The organism is Pseudoalteromonas pernae, assembly GCF_039831865.1.
Classification (GTDB): Bacteria; Pseudomonadota; Gammaproteobacteria; order Enterobacterales; family Alteromonadaceae; genus Pseudoalteromonas; species Pseudoalteromonas pernae.
This window is the reverse complement of the sequence record NZ_JBDODM010000005.1, coordinates 196,955-217,216: the sequence shown is the minus strand read 5'-3', so window position 1 is coordinate 217,216 and position 20,262 is coordinate 196,955. Positions and strand designations below refer to the sequence as shown.

Sequence of the window (20,262 nt, the reverse complement as noted above, 5' to 3'; positions counted from 1 at the left end):
AAAGCGCTACTAAAGCCCTTGTTACTTAGCGTGTTTTTGGTCACTATGAAAGGGCTCGGTTAGATCAAGGAAAACGCAGTAATGTGGGGTAAAATTCTCGGTGCTTGTTTCGGTTTTATGTTCGGCAAGGTTTTTGGTGCCTTGTTGGGCTTATTTATCGGCCACATGTTCGATAAAAGTTTGAAACAAGATTTCGATAAAGCGGGTGGCTTTCGTGGCTTTTTTGATAATGAATCAATCTCGCAAAGACAAGCATTGTTTTTCTCCAGTTGCTTTGCTGTCATGGGGCATATTGCTAAGTCCAATGGTCGAGTAAACGAGCTACATATCCGAGCAGCAACACAGTTTATGGATGAAATGGGCTTAACCGGTGAGGATAAAAAAGAGGCGCAACTTGCCTTTCGTGCCGGAAAAGAAGCCGATTTTTCTATGAACAGCACCCTAAGAGAGTTCAGAGAACACTTTGCGGGGCGTTTCGACCTCATTCAGCTGTTCCTTGAAATTCAAATTCAAATGGCCTTTAGTGACGGACATTTGGCTCCTCAAGAAAAGACGCTTTTAGAGCAAGTCGCTAAGGGCTTGGGGGTGAGTAAAACCCATTTCAGTTTTATTTTAAAACGTTACCAAGCGGAGTTTGCGTTTCGCCAACAACAGCAGCGCTTCGACCGACAAGATAGCCACAGCCGCGGTTCGCGAAGCACTGCAAGTAGTGGTATGAGCCGTGCACAGGCTTTGAATATTCTTGGCTTAGAAGAGGGGGCGGACGAACGCACAGTTAAAAAAGCCTACCGTAAACTGATGTCGCAGCACCATCCAGATAAATTGGTTTCTCAAGGTTTACCCGAACACATGATGAAATTGGCTCAAAAAAAGAGCCAAGATATTCAAGCCGCTTACGAGTACTTAAAAAAGGCGGCGTAGAAAGCCGTCTATTTCTTGCGATATTTGCGCGGTTTGCTGCGGGTTATCAAGTTCATCTATCAAGTTGATTTGACGATAGTCGAATTTCTGATTCTTCTGCGCCCACAAAGTACTTTGTTCCACTAACGCCTTTGACCAACTAGAGGCATGTACATCTCTAATATCAAACACGGCGGGAGCGATAATTGAGAAATTGGCGCTAATGTGTCGATTACGCTCAGGATCAGGCAAGTAAGTGTTGAACGCCACAATCGCCTGCAAAGGCAAATCAGGATATTCGGTGAAATACTCACTGAGTAAGCCGGCACTTTGCCCGACGGCAAAAATACTAATGGGTTTTTGTGTCACGTTTGCTTTTTCCACCACTGACTCAAGTTGGGCCAATAGCTGGCTTTTGTATTTATCTAATTCGACAATTAGGACGGGCGGTTGAAATGGTGGTACATAGCTCTGCTCGTTTTTTTGACCTGTTGCTTCATCTGAGGGGGCGGTTGATTCTGCTGATGCTGAATTTTCATCTGCTGGTGTTGCTGGGGTCTCGGGAGTTGATGCAGGTGATGCTGCGTCTTTCTCGGATTCAGAGTTGCTAAAACTGGTATGGTTTATCACCAAGTAACTGTCATAACCTTTGCGACTCAAAGCGCTGCGTAACTGGGTAAACCCTGTTTTTGCCCCCACAGGGTCAAGAAGAGGAGCGAAAAAGATCAAGGTTCCACGGTGCACAGGAGCCATATGCGGGCGATGAATAACTTCAAACTCATCCCCTTGCGCGAGCAAACTCATCGGCTCATCTAGACTCATTGCCTGCACGCATTTTGTGTACGAAACACCAGACGCAGCGGCCAAAAGACTCATGGCGAGGACCCATTTACGCATATACAAGCTCACAACGAACCCAAAGTGTAATTATAAATATCATGGGTTTATATCGGCCAATACAAGTAAAAGTTTAGCTGTTATTGGCCTAAGTTTGTATGCTCTTTAGAATGGACACTCAGCTGTAAAAGTAAGCGACTCGCCCGTGCTCGGATGCGAAATGCTCAACCAATGAGCGTGCAGCTGTAAGCGTTCTGCGCGAGCTTTAGCCTCTGGGTGCGCATACAACCTGTCTCCTAAAATTACATGTCCCAATGACAACATATGTACTCTAAGTTGATGGCTGCGCCCAGTTACAGGAGTTAAGCGCACACGAGAGGCGTTATCCGTGGTGCTTAATACTTGGTAATGGGTGAGAGAGGGCTTACCGTTTTCCATATCCACTATCTGCTTTGGGCGGTTTGGCCAATCACAAATCAGCGGTAAATCAACCGACCCTTGCTTCGGCTCGAGGTAACCTTCGACGATAGCTATGTATTCTTTGGCTGTGTGGCGCTCTTGAAACTGCATACTCAAATTGCGATGTGCTTCTTTGTTTAGGGCTAAACAGATAACCCCAGATGTGGCCATATCTAGGCGATGCACAATTTTCGCAGTCGGAAATACTAAGTTGGCGCGACGGATTAAGCAGTCTGCGTGTTTCGGGTCTTTACCTGGGACGGTCAGCAATCCGCTTGGTTTATCAAGGATCAGCAGATCATCGTCTTGATAAATAATATTCAGGTAAGGAAATCGCGGGGGATTGTAGTTTAACAGCATGACCAGCCTCATCAATTAAGGCTGGCCATTTTAATGAAATGCCTAGTGGCTGACAACGATTAAGCGGATAGCGTCGAGCTTTACTTTGGCTTTATCAATGTATTCATCCATTTGCGTGCGACTTTTCTGGAAGTGAGTCAGCTCTTCATCACGAATGTTTGGATTGATTTCCTTCAAGCTCGTCAAACGCTCAAGCTCACTGTCTACAGCATGATGCATGGCTGTTTTGGCATTGACGCGTAAGGTTTCCATGGTTGTTTGCGCCAGCTCATTACCTTGTTCAATCAGTGGGTGAATGGCACTTTGCAACGCATTCACGAGTTTAGACGCAGTTTGGCGACCAACAGCGTTAAGTTGTTGGTTGAAGGCATCAAAAGCCACGTTCTCGCCGAGGTTATTACCGCCTTTATCTAGCAACACGCGAATCGGTGTTGGTGGCAAGTAACGGCCTAACTGCAATGCCTTCGGTGCCATAGCTTCAGCGATATAAATGAGCTCTACAAAATAGGTGCCTGCAGGTAGCTTTTTGTTTTTCAACAAGGCTACTGAAGCGGTACCGAAATCTTCATCGCAGATCATGTCCATGGCACCTTCGACCATAGGATGGTCCCAACTTAGAAAGTGCAAATCTTCTTGTGCCAGTGCTGTGTCACGGTCAAATGTGACACTGATCCCTTCGTCTTTTAAGAACGGGAAATTAGCACCTAACATGTGTTCTGTTGGCTTTAAGATGATGCTATTTTCACCTTTGTCTTCTTGGTTCACCCCCCATGTATCAAACACGTTGATCATGTATGTAGGAAGGGTGAAGTCGTCGTCCATTGCGCTGATGTCTTGCACCAAGTGCTCTGACTTACCTTGGCCACTTGAGTGCAGTTCAAGCAGGCGGTCACGGCCTGATTCCATCTGTGCCTTAAGTGCTTGATAGCGAGTACTAACGCGCTCTAGGAGCTCACTTAATGACTCATCTTGGTATTCTTTTGCTGCCAATAATTGCAATAACTCATCGCCAAACTCCTGATTGAGCATATGGCCCGTGGTTGACGTGTGCTCGAACGCATTTAGACCTTCGTGGTACCAACGCAACAGGGTTTGCTGCGCGCTGTCTTCGAAATAGGGCACATGTATTTTAATGTCTTGTGTTTGGCCAATACGGTCAAGTCGACCGATTCGCTGTTCTAACAAATCTGGGTTTAGCGGCAGGTCGAATAAGGCCATATGATGAGCAAACTGGAAGTTACGACCTTCTGAACCAATTTCAGAGCAAATCAGTACTTGGGCACTGTCTTCCAAATCAGCGAAGAATGCGGCAGCTCGGTCACGCTCGATAATGCTCATGCCTTCGTGGAATACTGCGGCTTTAATACCCTCACGCTCACGCAAGGCTTGCTCTAAGCTCAAGGCTGTTTCTGCTTTGGCGCAGATCACCAACATCTTCTGGGGCTTATTCGCATTGAGGGTGTCGATTAACCACTGCACACGCGGGTCGAACTGCGTCCAGCTTGCGTCTTTGCCTTCAAATTCTTGGAAGATTTTTTCTGGGAATAGGGCGCGAACAGCGCTGAGTTCGACTGGCGCTGAACCGCCTAAGTTACCCATTACACTCATCGCCGTTTTGTACTGGCTCGGCATGGTCATTGGATAGGCATGCAAAATTCGCTGCGGGTAGCCGCTGATACCACTGCGGCTGTTGCGAAAGAGAATTCGCCCAGTGCCGTGGCGATCAAGTAGTTGCTCCAGGATCTGTTCTTTGGCGTGCTGCTCACCGGCATTAAAATCGGCCAGCAAGGCTTCGCCTTGGGCTCCGAGTAAGTTTGTCAAAACCTGAGCTTGCTGCTCTGTTAATGCCTGTTCTTGCATGATGCTATTGGCTGCATCGGCAATGTCATTGTAGTGACGCTCTTGTTCAACAAAAGCGTCGTAGTCATAGAACCTATCTGGATCGAGTAGTTTTAGGCGTGCAAAGTGGCTTTGATGGCCTAATTGATCCGGCGTTGCTGTCAGGAGAATAAGGCCTGCGATGTCTCGGCTTAATTCCTCAATGCGCAAATACTCGGTACTTGGCTTATCGACAGACCAGCTTAAGTGATGGGCTTCGTCCACCACGAGGAGGTCCCAATCCGCCATTGTTGCTTGTTCAAACCAGCGTTTTTTCTTGGTTAAAAACTCTAGGCTAGTAAGCACTAACTGTTCTGTTTCAAACACGTTCGGGCTGTCTGCAAATGCTTCAGCACAACGTTCTTCGTCGAAGATAGCAAACTTTAGATTGAAGCGGCGCAGCATTTCTACAAGCCATTGATGTTGCAAGTTTTCCGGAACTACCACAAGGACACGAGAAGCTCTTCCCGTCAGTAGTTGTTGGTGCAAAATCATGCCGGCTTCGATGGTTTTACCCAGACCTACTTCATCACTTAGTAACACGCGCGGCGCAAAACGTTGACCGACTTCTCTGGCGATGTGCAGCTGGTGCTCAATCAAGCTCGCTCGTTGACCAATCAGGCCTTTTAGTGGTGATTGATCGCGATTAAATCTGTGTTGCCAAGTGTTATAACGCAAAGTGTAACGGTCGAAGCGGTCAATTTGGCCTGCAAAAAGTCGGTCTTGAGGTTTGTTGAACTTGATAAAGTGATCAAGAAAAGTTTCTTTCAACTCCGTTGGCTCATCATTATCAACACGCGTACCCACGTAGGTATACAAGCCGTTTTCTTCTATCACTTGGCTAACAGTGAGTTCCCACTCATCAGCACTGCGGATCACATCTCCGGGATTAAACAACACGCGGGTCACGGGCGCTTCTGCCTGCGCGTAAACGCGGCTTTCGCCACTTGCGGGGAACAATATGTTTACTTGGCGTCCTTCCAATGCAACTACGGTACCTAATCCTAAATCTGATTCGGTGTCACTGATCCAACGTTGGCCTAAGGAAAAATTCATTGCGTGCTCAATCTCGACTTTTTGAATACCAAAACTAGGGCGCGTGGGCCCGAGCAAAAAAAGGCGGCTATATTAGCGTGCTAATTTACGATAATCACCTTAAAACTGATAAATAGTGCAACGCTTGTTTAGATTATATACAGCAGCAAAAGACGGTCATTTTTGCAAATGTAAATTTGCACTTTTTCTTACATTTTTTACTGTCATAAAAGCGTCTTTTCTTGCCCATAGACTAAACTTGAAATATGCCTTAAGGCATCACCACCTTGTCATTGTAGTCGTAAAGGTGCAGATATAATAAAGACAAATAGGATTGCGCTATGGATAAAGACCGCCACGCCAACAGTAGTAAGATGTACGTCCTGGACACCAACGTATTGCTCCACGAACCCCTTGCATTCCTCTCCTTCCAAGAACACGACGTCATTATCCCGATGACAGTACTCGAAGAACTCGACCACATCAAAGACCGCAAACGTGACGTTAGTCGTGATGCGCGAGTGGCGATTCGCTCTTTGGATGAGGTGCTACGTGATGCAAGCCCTGAACAAATGCTTCAGGGGGTGACATTGCCAAGTAATAAACGCACGCCAGACCAGACACGAGGCAAGCTGATCATCGTCAATGATCATCTGTTTGCCGACAGCATTTCGGGTTTACCAGGCAATGAAAATGACCACCGTATCATCAATTGTGCGGTGTACTTGCAAAAGCAATATAGCACGGCGAAAGTGGTGTTAGTCACCAAAGACATCAATATGCGACTCAAAGCCAAAGGCGCGGGGCTGCATTATGTTGAAGATTATCGCACTGACCAATTGATTGATGACATTGCATTACTGACGTCGGGTTACAAAAAAGTAGAGGGTGATTTTTGGCAACATGTCGGCGAGTGTGAAACCGAGCAGCAAGGTCGTGATGCGCTGCATCATGTCTCACGCAAACTGGTGCCCGATGTATTTGCCAATGAATATTTACTTGATGACAGTGGCCATTTTGCGGCTCGCGTAGTCGGCTATGATGAAGAGCATATTACGCTCAAAGATTTAGGGGTTGAAAGGCTGATGTCTCGCAGTGCGTGGGGTATCAAACCAAAGAATGTGTATCAAGGGATGGCGATGGATGCCTTACTCGACCCTGATGTGGAACTGGTGCTGCTTACCGGGCCAGCTGGGTGCGGTAAAACTATATTGGCATTGGCATGTGCGTTGGAGATGATTATCGAAAAGAAAACCTACGATAAGCTTATCGTCACGCGAAACACGCCTGAAATAGCCGAATCTATTGGTTTCTTACCGGGTACGGAAGAGGAGAAAATGGCGCCTTGGTTAGCTGCTATTACTGATTCCTTAGAGGTATTACATAAAGGTGATGAAAACCCGATTTCAAGCCGCAACTACATCATGGAAAAAGCCAATATCCAATTTAAGTCTGTGAACTTTATGCGTGGACGTAGTATTCAAAATGCCGTAGTGCTCCTCGATGAAAGCCAAAATTTAACGGCGTCTCAATTGAAGACCATCATTACGCGCTGTGGTACAGGCACGAAATTAATTTGTTCAGGTAACTTGGCGCAGATTGATAGTAGCTATTTAACACCTGTGACCTCTGGTTTAACTTACATTGTCGAGCGCTTCAAACACTTTGAAGGCAGTGCGACGGTCAACCTCAATGGTGTTGTGCGTAGCCGCCTAGCATCGTTCGCAGAAGAAAATCTTTAACAGGGATGCTTGTTCGTGCACCTCGCGGCGCACGAACAAGTCAAAATACTTGCTACCACAGCAACAACACAGTTGGTGTAAGCAGATATTTTGCGTATTATTTATCAAAGATGGGTGTGTACATAATTTGACCCTGATGTATTCAGGTTAGACTCATTGTGCACTCTTATGCTGCAAAGGTTCCCTTTGCAGCGACTCGCTTAAAACTGCTGAAAAATATAACGTAAATGCAGGCAGGTCAGTCTAAACTGATGTCAGTAGCGGATTAAATAATTGAATAATACATGTCAACATCACGCTCTTTAGAAGTGAATGTTGAACAAGGTATAGCATACAGGAAGGCTCATGAAGTCAGCGAAAATTCTCGTCGTGGATGATGATGAATTAAATCAAGTAATTTTAACGAAAACCCTCACTCCTAAATATCAGGTTCACTGCGTGAGCAGTGCCGCAGAGATGTTCGCATGGCTTGAAGAAAATACGGTCGACCTTATTCTCCTCGATATTATCATGCCGCAAATGAACGGCTACGAGGCGCTCAAGCTGTTGAAACACGGAGAGCGCACACAAGCCATTCCGGTGATTATTATTTCCGCGAATGACTCTAATGAAGACGAAGCTAAGGGTTTAGAGCTTGGGGCGATGGATTACATCACCAAGCCATTTGGTAGTGCCATTGTCCGCGCACGGGTGAAGAACCAATTGACCATCAAGCAAAAAAATGACTTGCTGGAAATGTTGGCAAGTATTGACGGTCTTACTGAAATACCGAACAGACGATACTTTGACGAACATTTTGCGCGCGAATGGCGCCGCAGTGCGCGTGCAGGATTGCCTTTGTCTGTGTTGATGATTGATATCGACTTCTTTAAACGATACAACGATCATTATGGCCATCAAAAAGGCGACGAGTGCCTTAAACGCGTGGCTCAAGCCTTGGTGAACAACTGTCAACGCGGTAGTGACTTTGTTGCCCGTTACGGCGGTGAAGAATTTGTTGCCGTGCTACCTGGCAGTGAAGGTGATACTGCTATGGCACTTGCGAATAAGTTGTGTAACGTAGTGCGCGATTTGAATATTACCCACATTGACTCACCTGTTGCCGACCGTATTACCGTAAGTATCGGTGCCACTACTTTCATTGACGGCTGTGATGATAGCTGTGAGATGGAGCTGGTGGAGCAAGCAGATAAAGCGATGTATAAAGCAAAACAACAAGGCCGCAACGGCTTTGCATCTTATGAATAAAAAACAGCGCCTTTAGGCGCTGTTTTTCAATATGCTGTTGTTAAAGGTTGCTTACCAGAGCTTGGTATGCGCTGTCGCCAATACTCACCAAACGGCCTGATTTAAATACCAAAGGTGTGCATTCGTTTTTGCTGATCTTGCCGTCAGATTTCACGCTTTGTGTGGCGTAAAACAATACTTGGTATGTTTCACCTTGATGGCTGAAAGACTCGCTGAAGTCCGGCGTGCCAAGCGCGTCTTTTACTGTCATGGCAGCGCTGTTTAAATCCAGGTTGGTAATGTATTCACGGTTCTCGCGTTGTTGTTTTTGCCAATCACTTGAGCCCCACTGAGCATCAGCCTCGCCATCGTTTACTGAAATCACACAGCCACCTAGCATTGGCAGGGCAACAAGAGCGCAGAGTAATACTTTTTTCATTTTAGATTCCGTTTTTGTTGTTTGGTCTATTTACAAAGTATCTATCAAGTTCGATGCCAATAGTTAAAAATCCAATATATTCATATGGTTAATAAATAATTTAAGTTTTAACTTTGGTTGTTTTCTAAAAATAGTGGTCTATTTAACTAACTTGATTGCGTATTTTACCACCTTCGAAAGCACTAATGTTTAACGCTAATTGCGCAATGAGCCTATCTCTTGCTTGCGAAGAAGCCCAAGCAGTGTGTGGCGTTAACAGTAGGTTGTCACCTTGATATTTAATCAGTGGGTTGCTCGCCTGAGGAGGCTCTTCACTTAATACATCGAGGGCGGCACCTGCTATTACACCGTTTGCCAGTGCATCAGCCAAATCCGCTTCATTAATGATTGGTCCTCGAGCGGTATTGATGAGTACCGCAGAAGGTTTCATCATCGCCAGTGTCTGTTTATTGATAAGCGCTGTGGTGTGGGCTGTTAAAGGGCAATGGATAGAAACAATATCGCCACGCTGCAGTGCATCTTCAAAACTAACGCGTCCAGCTCGTGGTACTTCGCCTTGACGTTCAGCGATGAGTACCTCCATACTGAATGCGCTGGCTACTTTGGCAACTCCTTGTCCTAGCTCGCCAAAACCGATAATGCTCAGTGTTTTTCCTGCCAGTTCGTTGATAGGGTAGTCCAAGCGACAAAACATCTCGCTACGTTGCCATGCACCCTGTGCGGTATCTTGAATGTAGCGGTGCATGTTACCCAAAAGCAAAGACATCATAGTAAAGGTGTGTTGAATTAAACTCGATGTCGAATATCCGGCAACATTGCAAACGGCTATACCGAGCTCATTCGCTGCTGCGATGTCGATATTATTGGTGCCTGTTGCTGCTACGCAAATGAGCTTTAATTCGGGTAATGCCAACATATGGTCACGATTAATTTTTGCTTTGTTGGTGATCACAACTTGCGCATTGTTGAGGCGCGGAACCACTTCTTGCGAATCGGTAAGAGGGTATGCGATGAACTCGCCAAGAGATTCGATGGGGGCGAGAGAGTTATTTCCTAGCGTGTCCTTGTCGAGCATGACTATTTTCATGGCGTTCTCCAATATTCTAATTTGCGCTTAGTTTTTCATGGACTGCGTTTGAGCGCAAAATTAATCCTTGACCTTAGTGTTCACTCCAAGGTTTATAATCACTGTATCGAAGCAACAAAATGCCTTAAGGATGGAATATGCGAATTGGTGAATTAGCTAAAAAAGTATCCATGAGTACTGATGCTTTGCGCTATTACGAACAGCAAGGGTTGCTCAGCAAACCACAGCGTAATCAAAGTGGCTATCGTCAGTACTCAGATAGGCATGTGGCGCAGCTTAATTTTATTCGTCGCGCTAAGGATGTTGGCTTTAGCCTTGAAGAGGTCGCTGAACTGTTGAAAATTAATTTTGAAAAAGAACAACATAGCTGCCATGAGGTGAAGGAGTTAACTCTACGTAAGCGTGATTTGGTGGCTGAGAGAATTGCAGAATTACAACGCTTCCATGCGTCTTTGTCGCAATTAGCAAAAGATTGCTGCGGAACATCAGCCCCCGCTGAGCATTGTTCAATATTGACCGCTTTGGAGGACATCGATGGACTTAATCACTAATTTTTGGCAATTGTTTGTGCTTTCTGCACCTTGGCTGATGTTAGGTCTCGCAATTGCTGGATTACTGAATGTTTATTTGCCTGCAAACTTCTTGCATCGACACCTAGGTAAGGAGGGCTTGTGGACCACGGTTAAAGCAGCATTGATTGGAGCACCAATGCCACTGTGTTCTTGTGGGGTGATCCCCGCGGCAGTTGGACTTCGAAGGGCGGGTGCGTCAAAAAGTGCAACTACTTCTTTTCTAGTGTCGACTCCAGAAACAGGCGTTGATTCGGTGTCAGTTTCATATGTGCTACTTGGGCCTTTTATGGCGGTGATAAGGCCTATAGCTGCTATCTGCAGTGCGATTACTGCAGGTTTATTGGTAGGCAAAGAAAGCGAGTTGCCCCTTAAAAATTCAGCTCAAGCACTCAGCCAAGAACAGTCAAGCTGTTGCTCATCACAAAAGCGCTCCGACAATAGCACCAGTGAGGCTCAAACGTCCGTGCTGTCATCGTGTTGTCAAAGTGACATAAAAGATGACATAGCCACTGACCAATTCGATCAGCCAACACATACTATGGAGCCGAATTCGAGCTGTTGTACACCTAAGGTTGAAGCAGAAAAAAGCAGTTGCTGTAGCACCAAAGTAACCCCAGAGCCTGTAGAAACGGCGGTTGCTAAATTAAAGCGAGCACTGCACTTTAGCGCGACTAAGTTGCTAAGTGATACTGCAGTATGGCTGCTGATAGGCCTGTTTTTCGCAGCCTTGGTACAAACCTATGTGCCCGCCTCCTACCTTAGTCAGTGGGGCAGTGGCTTACTGGCGATGACGGTGATGGTGCTGGTCAGTATTCCTATGTATATCTGTGCCACTGCTTCAACACCCATCGCTGCAGGTCTGTTGTTAGCAGGTGTATCACCGGGAGCTGTATTAGTGTTTATGCTCGCAGGCCCTGCGACTAATATTGCAACTTTGGGAGTTGTGGGCAAAGAGCTCGGCCGTCGTGCCATTGTTGCTTATCTTGGCGGTGTAATTGGGGTGGCGCTACTGTTCGGCTTTTTGACTGATTTTCTAGTGCACACGTACGCTATTGAGATTATTCCCTTGGGGGGCCATCACGATGAAGTGTTGCCGCAATGGTTGTCGCAAGGTTGTGCAATTGTTCTGACGTTATTATTGTTGCGTTTAGTTTGGCTCAAATTTCAGCCAAATTGGGTACCTTCCACTGGTAAGAGTTGATAAACTTAGCGAATCATTCAGCGGCGCGATACAATAAGCGCCGTTTTTTTGCCTGCAGTAAAAAGGTGAACGCCGTGGATAAGTATGCAGATATAAGACCTTACAATGATGATGAAGTGGCAGATGCTGTTGCTCGGCTCATTGCCGATAATGCATTTGTGGACTTGATTGCTAAGCGCAATTTGCCGAGTTGGTTGGCGAAAGTACCATTTTTATCGCGCCCGCTTGTGCGTTCTGGGCTCAAGCGCAAATGGGGCTCAGTGAAATCTGTACGCCAAGTGCAGTTAGAAGTTGTGCACTACCTTGAGCAGATCATTAACAACACTACATCGCAAGTGACATTTTCCGGTTTAGATGAATTAGACAAGAATGGGGCTTACCTGTTTATTTCTAACCACCGAGATATCGTACTTGACCCTGCCTTAGTAAACTTTGGTTTGCATCAATTTGACATGAACACTGTACGTATTGCTATTGGCGATAACCTGTTGCAGATCCCCTATATCACTGAATTGATGCGCTTAAACAAAAGCTTCATCGTGAAACGCTCGGCTAAGGCGCCAAAAGAAATGCTGCGTGCATTGACACAACTGTCCGCTTACATTTATGACTCACTCACTGAAGGCCATAGTATTTGGATCGCACAGCGAGAAGGGCGTACTAAGGATGGTTTTGACCAAACCGATCCGGCGCTGTTGAAAATGTTGCAGTTAAATGGTCGTAAGCAAAAGAAAGAATTTGCAGACTACGTACGTGAGTTAAAAATCGTTCCTGTTTCAATTTCTTATCAGTATGAGCCTTGTGCAGTGTCAAAAGCCAAAGAGCTTTATCACAAGAAGCACCACGGTGAATATGTGAAACAAGCGGGTGAAGACATAGAGAGCATTGTTGATGGTTTCACCTCTGACAAAGGTCATGTGCATTTAGCCTTTGGGCAGCCCATTAGTCACGATTGTGATACTCCAGAAGACTTGGCAAAGACCATCGACAAACAAATCCTCGAGTCTTTCTATTTGCACCCTGGTAACTACATCGCGGCTCAGCATGCAGATGCCATTGTTGACTCTGAATCAAACGATGTAAAAGAGTTCGATAAGCGCATGAGCGCAATTCCAGATCATCTGCGCGATTTAGTGATGGCGATTTACGCTAAACCTGTGCTGCGTAAAGAAGAGATGGACCGTTAAGGTCAATATTTAGCTGGCAATTCGGCGCGACTCGCATTAACGTTAATAGAGGGTTATGCGAGAAGTGCCTATGCAGCAGCTAGAGATATTTTCAATTGATAGCCCCTGCAAAGGGGTATGTGAAGTCAACAATCGTGGTTATTGTCGGGGGTGTTACCGCTCTCGCGAAGAGCGCTTTGGCTGGAATCAGTTTTCAGATGAGCAAAAGCGTCACGTCAATATGCTTTGCCACCAACGCTATAAACGCTTTTTGCAAAAACAACAGCAAGAGCAAGCTGCACCTGCGCCACTTTCGCAGCAGGGCGAACTTGACCTATAAGCCATATTTTTCCTTCAATTCACTGACCACACCTTGCTCCTCCAACTCTTTTAAAGCTGCCAGTATTTTTGGGATCCTTTGTTGATGTCGTTTATGGACATAGTGATAACTGTGGTAATTGGCTAAATGGTGGCGCTGAAAACGCTCATCTATGCCCGCATTCATTTCACTTTGCAGGTGAAAATCCAACAAAACAACGCCGTCGACTTGTTGCTGCGCGAGCAGATTTAGTTGCGCAGAGACATTTTCAATTTTTATCCGCTGCCCTTGGTAGTTATGCTCATCCAAGTATTGCTCAGTAACTGGGTAGCCATTACGCATCGCAATACTGCTTAGAGCGTTGAGGTCACAATCTTGGCAACGAGTGAGCATAAATAGCTCAAAGTTGAATAGCGGGTAATTCACTCTAAGTAGGTTTTCGTATTGGGATTCGATATTGGCTATACGCGCTAATTGGCCATCAAACACGCCTTGATCAGCGGCAGCTAATGCTTGTGCATGTGAGTAATCAACTATATCAAGGGTGTAACCGAGTTGATCATAGACGCGGGACATTAACTCAATCACATACCTCGCTTGTGCGGTGTCCATTGGCTTATTGAAAGACACGGTTGTGCGCTCATGGCCTTGCGCCTGAGTGGATGAAGTTAACATTAATATGAATGCGATGAAGCACAGCACTACGCGGCTGACTGACTGTTGCATAACTACCTGTAAGTTATTGTTATGTCCTTATTAAGCACTATACCTTGAGTATGTGCGATGCGACTTTAAGGTTAATAAAAACACTTATAAGTGAGTCTACATTGTTTCCCATTCTAGGAAAATAATTGATGAAATACTATCTTTATCATACGCACTTTGTGTGCATTCAATCAAAAGCGCATCTGGTATAGTATGGGGTGTATTCGAAAAATAATTAGTGTGTAAGCCATGAGTTTCAATTTGTGCCACCTTCCAAGAGAAGAGAAATACCGTATTCAGCTTGATTACGAAGCGTCATTTTGGGCGTATCAAATTATGCGCGGTAAGAATGCGCGAGATAAGGTGTATGAGACTATCAATACTCGCCCTGTATCAGAACAAAGCTATTTGAAACAACAATTTGAACACTATCTAGCGATGATGAGTGCGGCGCGATGACAACAGTGTTGGCACAGCGCTTGACGCCACTCGCTACGCCACTAGTCAACAAGTTTTATGATGAAGTAGGCGCCAGAGGTAGAGCGACGAAGCAAGACCAAGTCTGGGTCATTCGCTGTGACAACAACATAAGTGCGGCTGCTAGAGTCGCAAATATCGACGAACATGCCTTTATATGTGGTGTCTATGTCGCACCTGAGCATCGTAACCAAGGTCAAGCAAGTAACTTAATTAGGCAAATCTGTGCTGAACTGGATGCTCCTATTTATACCTTTATCTATCAGCATCTTGAAGACTTCTATTTGCAGTTAGGGTTTATCCCAGTGCAGCAAGAATTGCCAGCGCCTTTGTTAAGTAGGTTGCATGCATATCAAAATCAAGGGCGGAAAATTCTTCCTTATTGCTTCGTTGGAGAGGCACATGGTTAGGCTGTTAGTCACGCTGTTCTGCGTCTTATTTATGCATAGCAATGCGTGGGCAAAAGTGCAGCGGCTGTCAGTCAGCGAGGGACTTTCACACAATACCATCAGTAATTTTGTCATCGATAAGCAAGGCTTTTTGTGGGTGGCCACTGAAAGGGGGCTAAATAAATACGATGGCTACACCATAACGCCCGTATCGAATGACAAGGTACGCCTTGATGAGGCGATGATTGACACCTTATACATTGATAAAAGCGGTGATATTTGGGTGTCATCCATCCTCAATGGATTATTCAGATACCGAGTTGAAGCCGGTTTGCTTGAGCAAGTGTTGGTGCCAGAAGATGAATCTGACAGCAGTTTCGCCACCGCTATTTTTTCAATGTTGTCAGTTGCGCCAAATAAAATGTTACTCGGACGAGGTGAAGACGTAGCCTTACTCAATCCCCTTAATGGCCGAGTGACTAGCTTATTTAAAGTGAGTAATGAACAAAATCGAGCGCTTGTGCGCTCACTGTTTCGACATCAAGATTACGTATTTGTTGGTACCAGTCGTGGTGCTTATGTTTATGATTTAAAAAGTGAGTCAGTGAGGCGCTTGCAACATCTTCCAGATGAAGTCAGTGGCATACACCAAGATAACGTAAAGTCCTTTGCTTTGGCTGATGACAACACCCTGCTTGTGGGCACGGTAAAAGGCCTTTATCAAGTTGATATTGGCGACATTGAGCAGTTCTTTGCAACGCCTAACAAGGCGTTCTCATCACGCACTTTACTTGCAGATCTCAATATTTGGCAAATGACCCACAGAGATCCATCTTCGCTATTATTGGCAACAGACAAGGGCTTGTTTGTTTACGATATCAACACCCACGCTTTAGTGCGTCATCGCCAGCTAGACGACAGCCCATTTAGTTTATCTGATGCCAGTGTCACCAGTGTCACGCAAACACCACAAGGTGATTTATGGGTCGGGACCAAACGCGATGGTGCATTCTTTTTACCCAACAAGCAGTTCGCTTTTCGTAACTTATCGCCACAAACACTTAAAGGCGAAGGGCTGTCTCACGCGAATGTGTGGAGTACGGCGCAAAATGCCAATACCGTATTTTTAGGCACTCATAATGGTTTAACGCTGGTGGACGTCGCGACTATGACCAGCGAAGTAAAGTTTAAAAACTTCTTAAGCGATGAGCTTGATAATGTCTTCAGTATATTTACGTTGCTCCTGCACCATCAGCAATTGATTATGAACACCACGCGTGGCTTATTTATTTATGATTTACAATCGCAACAGTTGAATAAACTTGTAACCCGTAACCCAGAGCATCAGGGCTTTTTGGAAGGATGGTTGCATGGTTTGTATGTGAGTGACGACGGTGCCTTGTATGGTGTGAATCAAAACCATGGGTATTTTTTATATGACATCCAATCTACTAAGCTGACCCCATTAGAAGGGGATTTAAAAGCCTATGCGCCATTCTCAGCGTTAGGTTTTAGTGCCCCTTTGCCTGACCAACCAAGCTCGCCATTATTTTTCGCTAACGGTCGTCTAATGCGCTTTGACCCAAGCCAGCAAAGTTTAGAGCTGTTGTTTGAAGTGTCTAAAATCAATGAGAACCTCGCGATTAACCTTAATGGTTATGCTTTGGATAACAACAATATACTGTGGATGTCCTTCTCTAATTATGGGCTGGTGGCCCTCAACACCCATACATTTGAAGTTATTAAACATCTCGATTTGCAACGCCGTGGATTGAGTAATCTGATGTATGATTTGGTTCGTGATCAGCAAGGTCAAATATGGATGAGCAGTCACACTGGGTTGTGGCGGTTTAACCCTGAGACTGAACACTTCATGCATTACACCCAAGGAGAGGGGCTCGCAACGGATGAGTTTAATCCTGGCTCAGTAAGTTACTTACCTGATGGACGCTTGTTGTTTGGTTCTGTTCAAGGGGCCACATTGTTTTACCCGGAACAAAACAAACCCACCCATCCATTACTCCAACAAGTTAATTTTACAGCTGCAGAGCTGATGTATCGTGACTTACAAAGACCAGTACTAGGTCCGTTGAAGCAGGTATATTTAGCACACGATGACGTCGGTTTGGAAATTTCCTTTAGTGCCATGGCATTTAATTACCAAGACCGAATTATCTATGAATATCAATTGGATGGTTCACAAAAGAGCTTTACGCGAGACAATAACCGAGTGGTTTTTTCAAAGCTCAATCCTGGTGAGCATTTACTTAAGGTTTGGGCGCAAGACCCACTTACGGGTGAATTAACCACACCGGCAAGACTGGCAATTCATGTAGCGTATCCGCCATGGAGTTCGCCTGGCTATATTACCCTTTACATTATTATCATGGTGAGTCTGTTTGCGGCTTGGCTATATCGTCGTAATTACATGCAACGTATGCTGATGGCGGCACACAAACAAAGCCAAGAGTCTGCCGCACGCCTAAAGCTTGCCTTAGAGGGAAGCCATTCAGGGGTGTGGGATTGGCATTGTTTCGATAGCAAAATCTACCAACCCCGACTGCGTGAGGAGCTGGGTTATGATTACGAGCATTGCCAGCTGGATGACTATCTTGCCTTGATCCATCCCGATGAGCGGCAAAAGTTCAGAATAGAATGGTTGGAATTTCTCTCCACAGATAAGGGCTATTTTAACTGTGTATATCGTCTGCGCCATCGCTCTGGCTTGTGGCGTTGGTATAAAGACTTCGGCAAGGTGATGGAATGGGACGGCGCACACCCAACTAAGGTGGCGGGTACTTACACCAATATGACGCGAGAGCTGGTGTTTGAAGAAAATGCACGTTTGTTTGGTGCTGCGTTTGAGCAAACCAGTGATTGGGTCATTATTCTCGATCACAAGTTACGGATCACCGCGACGAACAAGGCGCTGCGTCAGCACTTTAACTATACACCGAGTTGTCGCTCATCGCGTCGCCTTACATTAGGTTTATCGAAAAACACTCGCATTAATTACTTACGTATTCTCAGTGGCTTGCGTGTAGGGGAACACTATCAGTGCGAAGAAGTCGTGGTGATTAAAAATGGTGAGCATGTTCCCGTGTTACTAAAAATGAGTGCCGTGGCCGACAACGAGCAGCATGCAACCAGCTTTATTGTGATGATGACAGATATCAGTGAGCCTAAAAGTGCATTACTGAGCAAGCGAGAGCGCGCTCATTACGACAGCCTCACAGGTTTCCCAAACCGCGCCTTGTTTATGGACCGTGTGGAACATGCTTTAGAACAAGCTACGCGCAATCGAAGCGGTTGTGCATTGATCTTAATTAACCTGACGAACTTGACCGCAATTAACGATAAAAAAGGCTTTGATAGTGGTGATCAACTGTTACTGAGCTTGGCTTATCGCTTACAAAGAACGGTGCGCGCGCAAGACAGTCTCGGGCGTGTACATGGTGATGAATTTGCTCTGTTGCTAGAGGACATTGATGACGTTGAGCAGGTTATTACAGTGTGCACAAAGGTGCGTGATGTACTGGTGCAACCCTTTAAACAACGTATGACAGAGCCTAGTGTGAGGGTGGGTTTAGGGGTTTCTTTGTTTCCGCAAGATGCGCGCGTTAGTGAAGAATTGCTCAAATGCGCAGATCTCGCTATTTATCATGCTAAGCGTGCGGGGGTGAATCAGTGTCACTTCTTCCAAGGCGAGATCAACGCCGCGGTGCAACGCAGCATAGATACAGAGCGTGATGTCAGAAAAGCCTGCGAGCAACTCGATTTTATTAATCTTTATCAAGGCGTATACGGCATGCATGGCTCGCATTTAAGTGCGTTCTCTGTGCTGTTGTATTGGCAACAAGGTGACAATCTTGTGCCACCTGAAGAGTTCCTACCGCATATTCGCCAACCGGAGTTATGGGCAAAATTGCTCATGCAAACGCTTGAACGAGCGGTGATGGAATGTCGAGTTTGGCATCGTCAGCAGCCGATGTTGGGGTTGTGTTTGAATATTAGCGGCCGCGAATTTTCTCAACCCGGCAGTTTGGGCGACATTATTCACTTGTTGCATAGCTATGACTTCCCACTACCTTATCTGACCTTGGAAATAACAGTGAAGGATTGGCAGCGCATGGAAGCTCGCTGCAAGAAGACTTTGCAGGATTTAGTGAGTGAAGGGGTACGGGTGTCGCTGCATATCGAAGAAATTGCCGACTTGTGTATCCCGGAATTTGCCGAGGAACTGTTTGGGCAAGTTAAGCTTGGAGAAACCATTATTAAAGACATTTGCGCACAGAACACCGTTAATCAAAAGGTGCGACGTTATATGGCAATTTTCTCTGCGATGGGCATAGACGTTATTGCCGTAGGAGTTGAAAACGCAACTCAGCAGCGTAAATTGTTGAGTCTTGGTTGCAATTTGATGCAGGGGGAAGCCGTTCATGCGCCATGTCATGGTGACAACGTCGCGCAGTTGCTGGTGCAAGCATAAACGGCTAGATTTTATTTGGTAGCACTTTACTCTAAGTGATGACCACACTGTGGGCAAAAACGCTTTAAGACAGGGTGCGTAGTGCGCACTTGTTTTTCAATTTGCACTGCTTCTTGGGAGCTTAATCCTAATTCCAGCCTTAACTCTTCGAGGTGCGTGCGGTCATCATGGCAGATCACCCCATCTTCCATAAGCTGATACACAGTTTCACTGTAGGTTCTGCGCCTTTGTCTTAATTGATCGGAAAAGCTTGATGCGAGAATACCTGTGGGAATAGCAACCATGCCCATACTTAAAATAGTGATGATGCCGCCGAATATTTTCCCTAACATGGTCACTGGCACCACATCGCCGTAACCGACTGTGGTTAGCGTAATTAGCGCCCACCACATGGCTGCTGGGATAGAGCCAAACTTGTCTGGCTGTATATCGTGTTCAAGTAAATAAATGCCACTGGCGGCGATAATCAAGATCACTGTCATGATAAAAAACGCCGCAGTCAACGAGCTTGCTTCCTCACGAATGGTGTTCAACATCATTTGCATGGCGCGTGAATAGCGAGTGAGCTTGAAAATACGCAGCAGTCGCAGCACGCGTAAGAAACGTAAATCGAAAGACACAAAGAAGGTTAATAAGGACGGTAAAATCGCTAATAAGTCGATAAGTGCCAGTGGCGATGCAATATAACGTAAACGTCTTTGGGTGTTGCTGTAATGAGTGTCCTTGAAGCGGTCTAAATCAACACTGGTCCATAACCTTGCTAAGTACTCGACACTGAAAATCGCCACGGAGATGAGTTCAAAATACACGAAAAAGCGCATGTGATTCTGCGCGATGTGCGGTACTGACTCAATCACTATGGCAATCACGTTGGCGAAAATAAGGGTCATTAAAAAGCCGTCGAATAAATACCCCCAGCGCCGTGATTTACCGCGCGCCTCGAATATATCAGCTAGTTTTAGTCTTAATGTGTTCATAGT

At 45.7% G+C, this 20,262-nt stretch carries 17 protein-coding genes; 10 read left to right on the top strand and 7 right to left on the bottom strand.

Annotation, left to right across the window (positions count from 1 at the left end):
* Positions 1-81: 81 nt before the first annotated feature.
* Positions 82-921: a co-chaperone DjlA gene (gene djlA, locus V1358_RS13505; RefSeq protein ID WP_347390522.1), complete on the top strand. Its 840-nt coding sequence runs from the start codon at positions 82-84 to the stop codon at positions 919-921.
* On the opposite strand, the gene V1358_RS13500 is transcribed toward djlA, so the two are convergent.
* The 3 genes from V1358_RS13500 to rapA all read right to left on the bottom strand — a co-directional run bounded on the left by V1358_RS13500 (position 904) and on the right by rapA (position 5,490).
* Positions 904-1,797, bottom strand: a complete 894-nt coding sequence (locus tag V1358_RS13500) for a DUF3530 family protein (RefSeq protein ID WP_347393852.1) — start codon at positions 1,795-1,797, stop codon at positions 904-906. The two genes, djlA and V1358_RS13500, sit on opposite strands and share 18 nt — an antisense overlap.
* Positions 1,798-1,902: 105 nt before the next feature.
* Entirely contained in the window at positions 1,903-2,556 is a 654-nt protein-coding gene (rluA, locus tag V1358_RS13495) for a bifunctional tRNA pseudouridine(32) synthase/23S rRNA pseudouridine(746) synthase RluA (protein ID WP_347393851.1), read from the bottom strand.
* Between the two features lie 42 nt (positions 2,557-2,598).
* A complete protein-coding gene (gene rapA / locus V1358_RS13490) occupies positions 2,599-5,490 on the bottom strand; it encodes an RNA polymerase-associated protein RapA (RefSeq protein WP_347393850.1) in 2,892 nt (963 codons plus the stop codon).
* Between the two features lie 320 nt (positions 5,491-5,810).
* On the opposite strand from rapA, the gene V1358_RS13485 reads away from it, so the two are divergent.
* Both V1358_RS13485 and V1358_RS13480 read left to right on the top strand, forming a co-directional pair.
* A complete protein-coding gene (locus tag V1358_RS13485) occupies positions 5,811-7,211 on the top strand; it encodes a PhoH family protein (RefSeq protein ID WP_347393849.1) in 1,401 nt (466 codons plus the stop codon).
* A gap of 345 nt (positions 7,212-7,556) precedes the next feature.
* A complete protein-coding gene (locus tag V1358_RS13480; RefSeq protein ID WP_347390527.1) occupies positions 7,557-8,459 on the top strand; it encodes a diguanylate cyclase in 903 nt (300 codons plus the stop codon).
* A gap of 40 nt (positions 8,460-8,499) precedes the next feature.
* Here the strand turns inward: V1358_RS13480 and V1358_RS13475 are convergent, their stop codons facing one another.
* Entirely contained in the window at positions 8,500-8,877 is a 378-nt protein-coding gene (locus tag V1358_RS13475; RefSeq protein WP_347393848.1) for a DUF3192 domain-containing protein, read from the bottom strand.
* A gap of 142 nt (positions 8,878-9,019) precedes the next feature.
* Positions 9,020-9,964 (bottom strand): D-2-hydroxyacid dehydrogenase, encoded by a 945-nt coding sequence (locus tag V1358_RS13470; RefSeq protein ID WP_347393847.1) that lies wholly within the window; start codon positions 9,962-9,964, stop codon positions 9,020-9,022.
* Between the two features lie 137 nt (positions 9,965-10,101).
* On the opposite strand from V1358_RS13470, the gene zntR reads away from it, so the two are divergent.
* From zntR to V1358_RS13450, 4 genes are all read left to right on the top strand, one after another.
* A complete protein-coding gene (gene zntR, locus V1358_RS13465; protein WP_347393846.1) occupies positions 10,102-10,515 on the top strand; it encodes a Zn(2+)-responsive transcriptional regulator in 414 nt (137 codons plus the stop codon).
* Positions 10,499-11,737: an SO_0444 family Cu/Zn efflux transporter gene (locus V1358_RS13460; RefSeq protein ID WP_347393845.1), complete on the top strand. Its 1,239-nt coding sequence runs from the start codon at positions 10,499-10,501 to the stop codon at positions 11,735-11,737. The genes zntR and V1358_RS13460 overlap by 17 nt, the downstream gene beginning before the upstream one ends.
* 74 nt (positions 11,738-11,811) lie before the next feature.
* A complete protein-coding gene (locus V1358_RS13455; protein WP_347390532.1) occupies positions 11,812-12,924 on the top strand; it encodes a lysophospholipid acyltransferase family protein in 1,113 nt (370 codons plus the stop codon).
* Positions 12,925-12,994: 70 nt separating this feature from the next.
* Positions 12,995-13,243: a DUF1289 domain-containing protein gene (locus V1358_RS13450; RefSeq protein ID WP_347393917.1), complete on the top strand. Its 249-nt coding sequence runs from the start codon at positions 12,995-12,997 to the stop codon at positions 13,241-13,243.
* On the opposite strand, the gene V1358_RS13445 is transcribed toward V1358_RS13450, so the two are convergent.
* Positions 13,238-13,948, bottom strand: a complete 711-nt coding sequence (locus V1358_RS13445) for a transporter substrate-binding domain-containing protein (protein WP_347393844.1) — start codon at positions 13,946-13,948, stop codon at positions 13,238-13,240. The two genes, V1358_RS13450 and V1358_RS13445, sit on opposite strands and share 6 nt — an antisense overlap.
* 228 nt (positions 13,949-14,176) lie before the next feature.
* Between V1358_RS13445 and V1358_RS13440 the strand changes: the two genes are divergently transcribed.
* The 3 genes from V1358_RS13440 to V1358_RS13430 are packed head-to-tail and all read left to right on the top strand — an operon-like array spanning position 14,177 to position 19,282.
* A complete protein-coding gene (locus V1358_RS13440) occupies positions 14,177-14,386 on the top strand; it encodes a DUF3283 family protein (protein ID WP_347390534.1) in 210 nt (69 codons plus the stop codon).
* On the top strand, positions 14,383-14,814 hold the full coding sequence (locus tag V1358_RS13435) for a GNAT family N-acetyltransferase (RefSeq protein WP_347393843.1): 432 nt from the start codon (positions 14,383-14,385) through the stop codon (positions 14,812-14,814). The genes V1358_RS13440 and V1358_RS13435 overlap by 4 nt, the downstream gene beginning before the upstream one ends.
* Positions 14,807-19,282, top strand: coding sequence for a diguanylate cyclase domain-containing protein (locus tag V1358_RS13430; RefSeq protein WP_347393842.1), 4,476 nt, complete (start codon positions 14,807-14,809; stop codon positions 19,280-19,282). Before V1358_RS13435 ends, V1358_RS13430 begins: the two co-directional genes overlap by 8 nt.
* 26 nt (positions 19,283-19,308) lie before the next feature.
* Here V1358_RS13430 and V1358_RS13425 read toward each other — a convergent pair whose 3' ends face one another.
* Positions 19,309-20,259 carry an ion transporter gene (locus tag V1358_RS13425; RefSeq protein ID WP_347393841.1) on the bottom strand — a complete coding sequence of 317 codons (951 nt, stop codon included), beginning with the start codon at positions 20,257-20,259 and terminating at the stop codon, positions 19,309-19,311.
* Between the last annotated feature and the right edge of the window lie 3 nt (positions 20,260-20,262).